The following is a 12,828-nucleotide window of genomic DNA, read 5'->3' on the forward strand; positions in this document are numbered from 1 at the left end:
TCACTCTTCAAGACTTTGATATTTCTTCTGCCTGCCGAAACAGGCTTCGATATCGTCTTGCGAGTGCCCACACAGATTGTCTGATAAATTGTTAAAGAGCAGTGCGTTAGCAACCGGTGGTTGGTAACGCGAGGTGCGCATATTACGCTTTCCTCATTCAGAGTCAACTACTAATTTCGTTGAATTTCTCTGTTCTCTTTGCCGGTCACTTAACTACTTGATTCGTTGTGTGCCGTCTCGATGGATGCGCATTATAGGGAGTTCCGCGCCGCCCGCAACCGCTAATTTCAATAAAAATGACTGTTTGCTGCATTCCACAGCAAAACCCCGCTTTATACCCAGTTGTGCACAAACTTATCCACAGATTGAATCTGCACTCAAAATTGACGAGCATCACGCAATCGTTTTCGCTACAATTCCCCGCGGCGAAAAAGAGTGACCTTGTCGGCAAAATATCGATGACATGATGTGATTTTTTATAAAACTGGGGAATACCACTCAGGATAAAGCGTATTTTATTGTGGTAGAGGATGAATCGCCCTGCTGAAAGCAGCAAAGAGTGGCATTGCTCCCTATTTGGGACGTTATCTGAGTTTGTTCCTCTCTATATAGTTATCTATATAAGAAGGTAGGATTCAGATAACGCTCTATTGAATGATTGCGAAGAATAACTGCGACTCCAAAGCCAAGGGATAAAACCATGCAACAACGCCGCCCAATCCGCCGTGCTCTACTCAGTGTGTCTGACAAAGCCGGTATCATCGAATTCGCCGCCGCACTTTCTCAGCGTGGCATCGAGTTACTTTCCACCGGTGGAACTGCCCGCCTGCTGGCCGATGCGGGTCTGCCCGTCACTGAGGTTTCTGACTATACCGGTTTCCCGGAAATGATGGACGGACGCGTTAAAACGTTGCATCCAAAAGTGCATGGCGGCATTTTGGGCCGTCGTGGTCAGGATGATGGCATCATGGCTCAACATGATATTCAGCCAATTGATATTGTTGTCGTGAATCTATATCCGTTCGCTCAGACAGTTGCTCGCCCGGATTGCTCACTGGAAGATGCAGTTGAGAATATCGATATCGGTGGCCCTACCATGGTGCGCTCCGCCGCCAAGAACCATAAAGATGTCGCTATCGTGGTCAAGAGTAGTGACTACCCCGCCATTATTACTGAGCTAGATAATAATGAGGGTTCGTTGACGTATCCAACCCGCTTTGATCTGGCTATCAAGGCGTTTGAACATACCGCCGCCTACGACAGCATGATCGCCAACTACTTCGGCGCGCTGGTGCCAGCTTATCATGGTGACACAGAGCAACCATCAGGCAGCTTCCCACGCACACTGAATCTTAACTATATAAAGAAACAAGATATGCGCTACGGTGAAAACAGCCACCAGCAAGCGGCTTTCTATATAGAAGAAGAGGTTAAAGAGGCATCTGTGGCTACCGCACAGCAATTACAGGGTAAAGCGCTCTCCTATAACAACATCGCAGATACCGATGCGGCGTTAGAATGTGTGAAAGAGTTCAGTGAGCCTGCCTGTGTGATCGTCAAACATGCCAACCCATGCGGCGTGGCGATTGCTGATTCTCTGCTCGCCGCTTATGAAAAAGCCTATAAAACTGACCCAACCTCTGCTTTCGGCGGCATTATTGCCTTTAACCGTGAATTGGATGCCGAAACCGCCAGCGCCATTATCAGCCGCCAGTTTGTTGAAGTCATTATTGCACCCGCGGTCAGCACTGAAGCACTGGCATTGCTCGCCGCCAAACAAAATGTCCGTGTTCTGACCTGTGGCCAGTGGCAGGAGCGTGCTACCGGTCTGGACTTCAAACGCGTCAATGGTGGTTTGCTGGTCCAAGACCGCGATTTAGGTATGGTGACTGCAGCCGATCTGCGTGTGGTGTCCAAGCGCCAGCCGACGGAGCAAGAACTGCGTGATGCACTGTTCTGCTGGAAAGTAGCCAAGTTCGTAAAATCCAATGCCATTGTCTATGCGCGCGACAATATGACTATCGGTATAGGCGCAGGCCAAATGAGCCGTGTCTATTCTGCCAAAATCGCTGGTATCAAAGCAGCGGATGAAGGATTAGAAGTGGCCGGTTCTGCCATGGCCTCCGATGCTTTCTTCCCGTTCCGTGACGGTATCGATGCTGCTGCATCTGTCGGGATCAGTTGTGTTATCCAACCGGGCGGTTCAATCCGTGACGATGAAGTCATTGCTGCGGCTGATGAGCATGGCATCGCTATGATCTTTACCGACATGCGCCATTTCCGCCATTAATTAACCCGCTTAACGGAGTCATCTGATGAATATTTTGATTATTGGTAATGGCGGGCGTGAACATGCGCTGGGCTGGAAAGCAGCACAGTCGCCTTTAGCGGGCAAAATTTATGTCGCACCGGGCAATGCCGGCACAGCGCTAGAATCTGGTTTAGAAAATGTCGATATCGCGGCAACGGATATTGCGGGTCTGTTGGCCTTTGCCCAGAACCATGATATTGGCCTGACCATTGTCGGCCCGGAAGCACCGTTAGTTATTGGTGTGGTTGATGCTTTCCGCGCAGCCGGTTTGACCATTTTTGGACCAACGCAAGCCGCGGCTCAGTTGGAAGGATCTAAAGCTTTCACGAAAGACTTCCTGGCGCGCCACAATATCCCAACTGCGTTTTACCAGAACTTCACCGAGGTGGAGCCTGCTTTAGCCTATGTTCGTGAAATCGGTGCACCGATCGTGATTAAGGCAGATGGGCTGGCCGCCGGTAAAGGCGTGATTGTTGCGATGACGTTGGAAGAAGCAGAAACCGCCGTTCATGACATGCTGGCAGGCAATGCCTTTGGTGATGCAGGCCACCGTATCGTGGTGGAAGAGTTTCTCGACGGCGAAGAAGCCAGCTTTATCGTGATGGTTGATGGTGAAAATGTATTACCAATGGCCACCAGCCAGGACCATAAGCGGGTTGGCGATGGTGATACCGGCCCGAATACCGGTGGTATGGGGGCATATTCCCCGGCACCGGTAGTCACTGATGAAGTTCATCAGCGAGTGATGGAAAGTGTTATCTGGCCGACAGTGCGCGGTATGGCGGCAGAAGGTAATGTCTATACCGGCTTCCTCTATGCCGGTCTGATGATTTCCGCTGACGGGCAACCAAAAGTGATTGAGTTCAACTGTCGCTTTGGTGACCCGGAAACTCAACCCATCATGCTACGCATGCGTTCAGACTTGGTTGAATTGTGCTTAGCCGGTGCGCAAGGCAAATTGAATGAGAAGACCTCTGACTGGGATGAGCGTCCATCGCTGGGTGTGGTGTTGGCCGCTGGCGGTTATCCGGCAGATTATCGCCACGGTGATGTCATTCATGGATTACCACAGCAGGAGGTAGCTGACGGTAAAGTGTTCCACGCCGGAACCAAACTGAATGGCAATAATGAAGTCGTCACTAGCGGCGGTCGCGTATTGTGTGTAACTGCGCTGGGTGCCACCGTCGCCCAGGCACAGCAAAACGCGTATCGGTTAGCTGAAAATATTCAGTGGGAAGGGGCTTTCTACCGTAAAGACATTGGTTATCGGGCGATTGCTCGCGGTAAATAAATCTACCCTTGTATTCTACGGGCGCAGCTTGCTGTGCCCTGCTTCTTATCAGGTCTTACAAACTACCGGCTGTCGGCTCCCAGCGGCAGAAGTCCTGATTGGCAACCAACAGCAATTGCTGACCCTCCGACGAATCCAACCACGCGACGCCCAGAGGTTGCGCACTGCCCTCTCCCCGTTTGCTCAGCCATGCCTGTGAGTTATCGTCAACTTTCAATCGCAACGTCTTCTTATCACAGGTGGTAACCACACCATCTCGCCACTGTCCCTGAATTAACCTGACATTTCCGGCGCGCAGTGCACTGCTCTGTTCGAGAATTCGTTTCGCTTCCAACTGATAGACCGCGATATTATCCGCAGAGAGCTGCTCACGCCGTTCGGCCAACTGGCGCTGCATAAAACTCACCTGTCCTTGTTCATCAAAACGCAGCTCGACGCTCTGCGGGTTATGACCCAAATCGTTGCGCCGAATTTCCCGCAAAATGCCATTTTGATATTCGTAGAAGGTTACGCGAGTGTTGTCCCCGGAATAGGGGCTGTAGACGCTCATCAGCACTTGTGGCTGCTGCTGCGCATTATCCTGACGCCATAAACGAACGACACCGCTATCGGCGATATATCCGCTGGCACTAAATTGAGGGGAACCTGACTGACTGCTACAGGCGCTGAGACCAAAGGCTAAACCGAGGGTCATCAGCACCCGCTGCATAAACAAAAGGGGCTTTGCCACCCCCCTGCTTATTATTTTCACTGACACACTATTAAGATTTAACAGAATCTTTCAGTGCTTTACCAGAAACAAACGCTGGCACATTAGCTGCAGCAATTTTGATTTCTTTACCAGTCTGTGGGTTGCGGCCAGTGCGCTCATTACGATGGTTTACCTTGAAAGTACCAAAACCAACCAATTGTACTGGATCACCGTCTTTCAGAGATTCGGTAATTGCAGCCAGTGTGGATTCCAAAGCAGCTTTAGCTTGTGCTTTAGAAAGGTCCGCTTTGTCCGCGATTACGTCAATCAGTTGAGTCTTATTCATAAGTTATCCTTACAGTGTGTTTATCGTTTGCAAAGCATCGAGTGCGACGGATATGCCGATGGACAGCACTCTCCTGCATACACGCACCGATAGCCACTTTTTTTCGCCCCCCAAATGTAGAACAGACAGGGGGCAGATGTGAAGCCTTAAGACGTGACAAATCAGGCGTTAAATCACGTTTTCTTGCCTTATTGCGTTAAATTTATGCCAATGTTGCTAACAGCCGCTTCCCGCAGGTCAGATCGTAGCCCTTTTATCAGATCTAAGTCGCGCTCTTCACAGTCAGCTAACAGACGGAAAATCTCCCATTGGATATCCCATTCTTCTTCAATCGCAGGCAAAATTTTCAGTTCTTCATCGGTCATTTCTTTACCGGCCAACGTCATTTCCAACATTGCAACGGTACGAATTGATGCTTCGCTGATAGCGACAGCATGTTCCAGTGTTTCACCACTCAAACGCGAATGGATGGCCTCGCCCAATGCAATACAGGCATCGATGGCAGGATAAACACCGTAGATAGCATAGTCATCGGCTGAAGGAATTGCCTCTTCCAGCTTCTCTAACTGGCTATCAAAGTTAACTTTTGCGTCTTTTACGACCAAAGTTTCCCAGATCAGGTCCAGAATGCGCCGGTAAACAGCCGGGTCGCCAAATTCAGTTTCCAGACAAAATTGCTGATAGTTGGGATACATCCGCTCGCATAAGCAAGCCATGAAAGTCAGGTGTTGCCAACTTTCCAGCTTCTCGAGACGTAGATGAATCGGATTACGTATCATTATAAGTTCTCATTATTCATTATCTGCGCGGCAGTGTACCCGAAATTAAATCATATCCCTATGGTTGCCAAGTAAATCAGGATTTTTCCGCACCCAACGCTGAAATTGCGGGCGGTTTGAGGCGATAGCATCAGCCCAACGGGTTGGCTCAGGCAAACGGTAGCCCGCCATGCAAGCCTGTACCCACGCCAAAGCACTGCTAACACTGACCCGATGACCGGGCGAGATAAACAGTGGATTGCAACGGACTTTGCTACGCCACACCCAGCCAAGTTGCTCATCACCATCAATGAGTGGTTGTAATGCGCCGTTATCGCTCTCTAGCGGCAGAGAGTGCCCACACAGGCGACTTTTGGCGACACCAATGGTCGGGACATCAACCAACAGCCCAAAATGGCTGGCAACGCCTAAACGACGCGGATGTGCGATACCTTGCCCATCAACAAACACCAGTTGAGGCCGTTGCTGCAACTGCCCCCAGGCGGCTAATAATGCAGGATATTCACGGAAAGAGAGTAAACCGGGGATATACGGCAGTGAAGTTGCCACGCGGGCAACCTGATATTCCACCAGTTCTAGCGAGGGATAACGCAAAATCGCGATAGCAGCACGGGTAATCTCCCCCTGCTGCTCAAAACCAACATCCGCACCGGCAATAAAGTGCACTGACCCACTATCAAAATCATCGTGAAGAATAATTTCAGATGCTCGTTGTAACTGTTCTGCCCGTAACGCTTTGGTATCTATCATCGGCCAACCTCCCTCGAGCTTGAAGCTACAGTACGGTTACCTGCCGCCCCAATGACTTTGGGTATAAGCGATTAGTTTTGATGATAAGGCTTTGATAATGTATGCACTGCATCAACAAAAGCCCCTGCATGTTCTGGCGGGACATCCTGATGAATGCCGTGCCCCAGATTAAACACATGCCCTTCACCCTGGCCAAAACTTGCGAGAATAGTACTCACTTCCTGCTCAATACGGGCAGGTGGTGCGTATAGCACAGAGGGGTCCATATTGCCTTGCAGAGCGACCTTATCACCCACCCGACGGCGCGCATCGCCGATATCCGTGGTCCAATCCAACCCTAATGCATCACAACCGGTAGCAGCCATTGCTTCCAGCCATTGCCCGCCACCTTTGGTGAACAAGGTCACCGGCACCCGACGCCCGTCGTTTTCACGGATCAGGCCATCGACGATTTTATGCATGTAGTTCAAGGAGAATTCAAGATAATCACGCCCAGTCAGTACCCCGCCCCAAGTATCAAACACCATCACAGATTGAGCGCCAGCTTTGATTTGCGCATTGAGATACAAGATGACGCTATCGGCCAGTTTATCCAGTAGCAGATGCAGAGTTTGCGGCTCGGCATACATCATTTTCTTCAGTTTGGTAAACGCTTTGCTACTACCACCTTCAACCATATAGGTTGCCAGCGTCCATGGGCTGCCGGAAAAACCAATTAATGGCACCGCACCTTTCAGCTCACGGCGAATGGTTCTTACCGCGTTCATCACATAACCTAATTCCTCTTCTGGGTCGGGAATGGGTAACTTTTCGACGTCGGCGCGACAAGTAATCGGGGATTGGAAGCGTGGGCCTTCACCGGTTTCAAAATAGAGCCCCAGCCCCATAGCATCGGGGATGGTCAGAATGTCTGAAAACAGAATCGCGGCGTCCAATGGATAGCGACGTAATGGCTGCATCGTCACTTCACAAGCCAGTTCCGCATTTTTGCACAGCGACATAAAATCCCCGGCAACCCCACGGGTAGCTTTATATTCCGGCAAATAACGGCCCGCCTGACGCATCATCCATACCGGCGTTACATCTACCGGTTGACGCAATAAGGCTCGCAGATAGCGATCGTTTTTCAACTCATTCATGGTGGAGCTCCCTTAATTATCTGGCGGCCATCTTTTAGCGGACCATATTGTAGCATGTCAGATAATACTTTCCTGCTAACTGCCGCCGCTATTAAGGGCGTGATAATGACTCACTCTCGTGGGGTTTAAACTGCGTCGGCTATGAGGTTAGCGCTTCAGCACTCCCTTCTGATTAGATCAACTCACGGTGCTCGCGGCATAACACCACGGTATCTTCAATTAATCGTCGTGCTACGGTGCCTGGCGGCGGCAGTAATGGCAATTGGTCATAACGATACCAACCGGCATTTAGCAGCTCTTTAGGGTCATGTCGCAATTCACCACTGTCATACTCGGCCATAAACGCCATCATCAGTGAATGGGGGAACGGCCAAGGCTGTGATGTTACGTAGCGCAGATTTTTAATGTGAATATTACTTTCTTCTAAAACTTCACGGGAAACCGCCTGCTCCAGAGTCTCACCCACTTCGACAAAGCCTGCCAATACGGTATTAATGCCGCCACGATGCCGTACATGCTGCGCCAATAAAATTTCATCATCACGGCGAATGGCAACAATCACACAAGGGGCGACTTGTGGGTAATAGCGCTCACGGCAGTGATTACACAGACAAGCCCACTCGGAACGGCTGGCCTGCATTTGGTGACCGCAATAACCACAAAAACGGTGAGAACGATAAAACTCTGCCAGTTGCACACCACGCCCAGCCAATTGGAACAAGCCGCGATCCACATCCAGTAATTGCCGCACGGAACCCATATCAGTAGACATCATCTGACGGATCAACCATACCGCCTGCCCTTGCCATTCACCGATTTGCCTTGCCGCTGCGCCCTGCAATGACCAATTAGCGGCATTACCTTGTGGTAACTCCCCTTTCGGCAACCATAATTTGTTTTCATGACTGACAATCCACCAGCCACTTTCTTTACCTGTAAGTTGTAGTTCCATATCGTTGTTGCACAACCTCGACTTCACTGGCAATCTAGAATCCGGCTTGTTACATTTTTGTAACCCACTATTACTTTTCCTTACTCACGGAGTCGTTCATGCTCAACCGACTAGAAAGCCTGACTCAACGCGTTGGCGGCAGTAATGAATTAATTGATCAATGGCTTCATGCGCGTAAAGAACTGTTAGTTTCATATTGCACAGTGATCGGTATTAAGCCGCAAAAAGAAAAGCATACCCCGCTTAACGAAAAAGCGCTGGAGAACTTTTGCCATAATTTAGTGGATTATCTCTCTTCCGGGCATTTTCATATCTATGACAGAATTATCAAACAGGTGGAAGGCGCGTCTAGCCCAAAAATGGCGCTGACGACCAAAGTGTATCCTGCGTTAAAAAATAATACTCAAACGATCATGACATTCCATGATCGTTATACCAACATTGAGATCGATCAGGACAGTTGTATCGAGTTTCAACAAGCATTATCTGATATCGGCGAAGCCCTTGATGCCCGTTTCCGCTTGGAAGATCAATTGATTCAATGGGCAGCCGAGTCATGGCAAGCCGCCCAGCCAGTTATTCAAACAGGGCCGGTAAAATAGCCCGCTGAACAGCACGGGCTTGTAGTTTTAATTCAACCTCATATACTGGGGTTTCTTGTCGGAGTGCCTAGCACCTGTTTTCTTAGGAAAGCAAACGCAGGCTGAGACCGTTAATTCGGGATCCGCGGAACCTGATCGGGTTAATACCCGCGAAGGGAACAAGAGTAATTTATCGCTACAGGCCCGGTCTTTATCCTTACAGGTAGCTGCCGGTTACTGGCCAACATCGTTACTCCCGCCAAGCTCCAGACAAGCAATTTTCCCTATAAACCACACTGGTAGGAATTGCTATGTCTAATAATACAACCACTAAAAGTTCATCACGCCCACGTAAACCTATTCCACGTAAACAACTTCCACGTAAACAACAACGTGAACAAGCTCAACAGTTTATTGATACTTTGCAAGGTGTCACTTTCCCCAACTCCCAACGTATTTACCTACAAGGCTCACGGCCAGATATTCTGGTACCGATGCGCGAAATCCAGCTCAGTCCGACACTGATTGGCGGTGGCAAAGACGCACCACGCTATGAAGATAACGAAGCCATCCCGGTGTATGACACTTCCGGCCCATATGGTGACTCAAATGCCAAACTGGATGTTCACAGCGGGTTACCCAAATTACGCGATAGCTGGATAGCTGAACGCCAGGATAGCGCCGCACTGACCTCTGTCAGCTCTGGCTTCACCCAACAACGTTTGGCCGACGAAGGCTTGGATCATTTGCGTTTTGAGCATCTGCCACACCCGAAGAAAGCCATCACAGGCAAATGCGTCACCCAACTGCATTACGCCCGTCAGGGTATCATCACGCCAGAGATGGAGTTTATCGCGCTGCGAGAAAATATGGGCCGTGAACGTATTCGTGGTGAGGTACTACGCCAGCAGCATCCAGGACAGGCTTTTGGCGCTAACCTGCCAGAAAATATCACTGCCGAATTTGTACGTCAGGAAGTGGCGGCGGGCCGAGCTATCATTCCCGCCAATATAAACCACCCAGAATCTGAGCCGATGATTATTGGTCGTAACTTTTTAGTGAAAGTGAACGCCAATATCGGTAACTCTGCGGTGACCTCCTCCATCGAAGAAGAAGTAGAAAAGCTGGTGTGGTCAACCCGCTGGGGTGCCGATACCGTGATGGACCTGTCCACTGGCCGCTATATCCATGAAACCCGTGAATGGATCCTACGTAACAGCCCGGTCCCTATTGGTACCGTTCCTATCTATCAGGCATTAGAAAAAGTAAATGGTGTGGCTGAGAACCTAACCTGGGAAATGTTCCGTGACACGCTGTTGGAGCAGGCCGAGCAAGGGGTGGATTACTTTACTATCCATGCCGGTGTGTTGCTGCGTTATGTGCCGATGACTGCCAAACGCTTGACCGGTATCGTCTCCCGTGGCGGTTCAATTATGGCGAAGTGGTGCCTTTCCCATCATCAGGAAAACTTCCTGTATCAGCATTTTCGCGAAATCTGCCAGATCTGTGCTGCCTATGATGTCTCACTGTCACTGGGTGATGGTCTGCGCCCTGGTTCCATCCAGGATGCCAATGATGAAGCCCAGTTCGCTGAACTGCATACCTTGGGTGAATTGACCAAAATCGCCTGGGAATATGATGTGCAGGTGATGATTGAAGGCCCCGGTCATGTGCCGATGCAGATGATTCGCCGCAATATGACGGAAGAGTTGGAACACTGCCATGAAGCACCATTCTATACCTTAGGCCCGCTAACCACGGATATTGCGCCGGGTTATGACCATTTCACGTCAGGTATTGGGGCGGCCATGATTGGCTGGTTCGGTTGTGCCATGCTGTGTTACGTCACACCGAAAGAACATCTTGGCCTGCCTAATAAAGAGGATGTGAAACAAGGACTTATTACTTATAAAATCGCCGCCCATGCCGCAGATTTGGCCAAAGGCCACCCCGGTGCGCAGATCCGCGATAATGCCATGTCGAAAGCGCGCTTTGAATTCCGCTGGGAAGATCAGTTCAATCTGGCGCTTGATCCAGAAACCGCACGAGCCTATCACGACGAAACCCTGCCGCAGGAGTCCGGCAAAGTGGCCCACTTCTGCTCAATGTGCGGGCCGAAATTCTGCTCGATGAAAATCTCTCAGGAAGTCCGCGACTATGCCGCTACGCAAGAACAGGCTGTGACGCAAGAGCTAGCAGCGACACAAGAAACAGCAGCCCAACCGATCGAAATTTTACAATCAGGTATGGAACAGATGTCAGCGGAGTTCCGCTCTCGCGGCAGCGAGCTGTATCACAGCCCCGTTAACCTCAAGAGCGAGGCCAATAATGAACCTGTCTAATCATGCCTCATTTTCTGCAAAGAAAGGTTTCCCTGCGACGGTACAGCGTCTTGGTCTCTATCCCGTCGTCGATAGCCTACTTTGGATAGAGCGCCTGCTTGCCGCAGGTGTAACCACAATACAACTACGTATCAAAGAGTTAGATGATGCGCAGGTAGAACAAGACATTGCCGCTGCCATAGCGTTAGGCAAACGCTATCAGGCACGCTTATTTATCAATGATTATTGGCGGCTGGCGATTAAGCATGGTGCCTATGGTGTTCATCTGGGTCAGGAAGATTTGGAAACAGCCGACTTGGCCGCGATTCAGCAAGCTGGATTACGGCTGGGCGTATCAACCCATGATGAGCAGGAACTGGCGATAGCTAAAGCTGTCCGGCCCTCTTATATCGCCATGGGCCACATCTTCCCCACACAAACCAAGCAAATGCCGTCATCACCACAAGGGTTGACGGTACTCAAGCAGATGGTCGACAACACGCCAGGCTACCCGACCGTTGCCATCGGCGGTATCAGCATTGAGCGCGTACCGGCGGTCCTGGCCACGGGTGTCGGTAGTGTAGCGGTCGTCAGTGCCATTACCCTGAGTGACGATTGGCAGCAGGCAACAGCACAATTACTGCACCTGATTGAGGGCAAGGAGCTGGCTGATGACAAACAAGTATGAGTTGAGTGACAGCGAATTCTTGCGCTACAGCCGCCAGTTATTACTGGAGGATATCGGCCCTGAGGGCCAGTTGAAGCTGAAAAGTGCCTGTGTGCTGATTATCGGCCTTGGCGGCCTTGGTTCGCCTGCTGCGCTCTATTTGGCGGCAGCCGGTGTCGGTAAGCTATTACTGGCTGATGATGACCAACTGGAACTGACCAATTTACAGCGCCAAATCCTGTATCGCACCACAGATATCAGCCAAACATCCTCAGCTAATCAAAGTAAAGCACGGTTAGCCCAACGTCATTTGCAAAGCCTCAATCCGTTGATTGAAATTGTCCCATTTGATACGCGGCTGCTAGGTGCGGCATTGGCCGATGCGGTAGCTAACGCTGATTTGGTGCTGGATTGCAGCGACAACATGGAGACGCGCCATCAGGTAAATTCAGCCTGTATCACTGCACAAAAACCATTAATTAGCGGTAGTGCCGTGGGATTCAGCGGGCAATTGCTGGTGATTGAACCGCCTTATTCTCAAGGCTGCTACGCCTGTCTATATCCCGATAAAGAATTACCACAACGTAACTGCCGTACTGCTGGCGTATTGGGGCCGGTGGTCGGCGTCATTGGTACCTTGCAAGCACTGGAGGCCATCAAGATGTTGGCAGGACTGCCGTCGGCACTGAGCGGGAAATTACGCTTATTCGATGGCAAGCAGCAGAGCTGGAGCACCCTGCAACTGACTCGGGCCAAGCATTGCCCTGCCTGCGGAGGTGCACAGTGAAAACGGGTTATATACAGATTGTGCTCAATGATCAGCCATTAGAAGTGGTGAGCAATATCACTGCGGCAATGCTGCTCAATCAGCTCAAACGCCACCAGCCGGGTACGGCTCTGGCAATTAATCAGGTCATCGTCCCCCGCACTGACTGGGAAAAATGCCAGTTACACGCGGGTGATAACATTTTGCTATTCCAAGCGATTGCCGGGGGCTGAC

Annotated in this window: 14 protein-coding genes and 1 riboswitch; of the genes, 7 read left to right on the forward strand and 7 right to left on the reverse strand. The window is 50.5% G+C overall.

Annotation, left to right across the window (positions count from 1 at the left end):
* On the reverse strand, positions 1 to 141 hold the full coding sequence (locus tag Q2T72_RS20050; protein WP_162484277.1) for a hypothetical protein: 141 nt from the start codon (positions 139 to 141) through the stop codon (positions 1 to 3).
* Between the two features lie 559 nt (positions 142 to 700).
* Between Q2T72_RS20050 and purH the strand changes: the two genes are divergently transcribed.
* Together purH and purD are read left to right on the forward strand one after the other, a co-directional pair.
* The gene (gene purH / locus Q2T72_RS20055; protein ID WP_372569729.1) at positions 701 to 2,290 is read left to right on the forward strand and encodes a bifunctional phosphoribosylaminoimidazolecarboxamide formyltransferase/IMP cyclohydrolase; all 1,590 of its coding nucleotides are present in this window, start codon (positions 701 to 703) and stop codon (positions 2,288 to 2,290) included.
* Between the two features lie 25 nt (positions 2,291 to 2,315).
* Positions 2,316 to 3,602: a phosphoribosylamine--glycine ligase gene (gene purD / locus Q2T72_RS20060; protein ID WP_083162073.1), complete on the forward strand. Its 1,287-nt coding sequence runs from the start codon at positions 2,316 to 2,318 to the stop codon at positions 3,600 to 3,602.
* Between the two features lie 55 nt (positions 3,603 to 3,657).
* Here purD and Q2T72_RS20065 read toward each other — a convergent pair whose 3' ends face one another.
* From Q2T72_RS20065 to nudC, 6 genes are all read right to left on the reverse strand, one after another.
* On the reverse strand, positions 3,658 to 4,311 hold the full coding sequence (locus Q2T72_RS20065) for a DUF1481 domain-containing protein (protein ID WP_102970519.1): 654 nt from the start codon (positions 4,309 to 4,311) through the stop codon (positions 3,658 to 3,660).
* 52 nt (positions 4,312 to 4,363) lie between these two features.
* Positions 4,364 to 4,639, reverse strand: a complete 276-nt coding sequence (hupA, locus tag Q2T72_RS20070; protein WP_004876782.1) for a nucleoid-associated protein HU-alpha — start codon at positions 4,637 to 4,639, stop codon at positions 4,364 to 4,366.
* A 188-nt stretch (positions 4,640 to 4,827) separates the two neighbouring features.
* Positions 4,828 to 5,418 carry a YjaG family protein gene (locus Q2T72_RS20075; protein WP_005192306.1) on the reverse strand — a complete coding sequence of 197 codons (591 nt, stop codon included), beginning with the start codon at positions 5,416 to 5,418 and terminating at the stop codon, positions 4,828 to 4,830.
* 45 nt (positions 5,419 to 5,463) lie between these two features.
* Complete coding sequence (nfi, locus tag Q2T72_RS20080; protein WP_372569730.1) at positions 5,464 to 6,168, reverse strand: deoxyribonuclease V; 705 nt, start codon at positions 6,166 to 6,168, stop codon at positions 5,464 to 5,466.
* 71 nt (positions 6,169 to 6,239) lie between these two features.
* Positions 6,240 to 7,307, reverse strand: coding sequence for a uroporphyrinogen decarboxylase (gene hemE / locus Q2T72_RS20085; RefSeq protein ID WP_372569731.1), 1,068 nt, complete (start codon positions 7,305 to 7,307; stop codon positions 6,240 to 6,242).
* A 172-nt stretch (positions 7,308 to 7,479) separates the two neighbouring features.
* Entirely contained in the window at positions 7,480 to 8,259 is a 780-nt protein-coding gene (gene nudC / locus Q2T72_RS20090; RefSeq protein WP_083162067.1) for an NAD(+) diphosphatase, read from the reverse strand.
* Between the two features lie 98 nt (positions 8,260 to 8,357).
* Here nudC and rsd point away from each other — a divergent pair, with 98 nt between their 5' ends.
* The 5 genes from rsd (at position 8,358) to thiS (ending at position 12,827) form a co-directional block, all read left to right on the forward strand.
* A complete protein-coding gene (gene rsd / locus Q2T72_RS20095) occupies positions 8,358 to 8,861 on the forward strand; it encodes a sigma D regulator (protein WP_083162065.1) in 504 nt (167 codons plus the stop codon).
* Between the two features lie 49 nt (positions 8,862 to 8,910).
* Positions 8,911 to 9,036, forward strand: a riboswitch (TPP riboswitch).
* Positions 9,037 to 9,151: 115 nt separating this feature from the next.
* Positions 9,152 to 11,182, forward strand: coding sequence for a phosphomethylpyrimidine synthase ThiC (gene thiC, locus Q2T72_RS20100; RefSeq protein WP_372569732.1), 2,031 nt, complete (start codon positions 9,152 to 9,154; stop codon positions 11,180 to 11,182).
* Positions 11,169 to 11,849, forward strand: coding sequence for a thiamine phosphate synthase (gene thiE, locus Q2T72_RS20105; RefSeq protein ID WP_083162063.1), 681 nt, complete (start codon positions 11,169 to 11,171; stop codon positions 11,847 to 11,849). The genes thiC and thiE overlap by 14 nt, the downstream gene beginning before the upstream one ends.
* Entirely contained in the window at positions 11,833 to 12,615 is a 783-nt protein-coding gene (locus tag Q2T72_RS20110; RefSeq protein WP_372569733.1) for a ThiF family adenylyltransferase, read from the forward strand. Before thiE ends, Q2T72_RS20110 begins: the two co-directional genes overlap by 17 nt.
* On the forward strand, positions 12,612 to 12,827 hold the full coding sequence (thiS, locus tag Q2T72_RS20115) for a sulfur carrier protein ThiS (RefSeq protein WP_083162059.1): 216 nt from the start codon (positions 12,612 to 12,614) through the stop codon (positions 12,825 to 12,827). The genes Q2T72_RS20110 and thiS overlap by 4 nt, the downstream gene beginning before the upstream one ends.
* Position 12,828: the final 1 nt, after the last annotated feature.

It is taken from the genome of Yersinia sp. 2466 StPb PI (genome assembly GCF_041538325.1).
In the GTDB taxonomy this organism is placed as follows: Bacteria; Pseudomonadota; Gammaproteobacteria; order Enterobacterales; family Enterobacteriaceae; genus Yersinia; species Yersinia enterocolitica_E.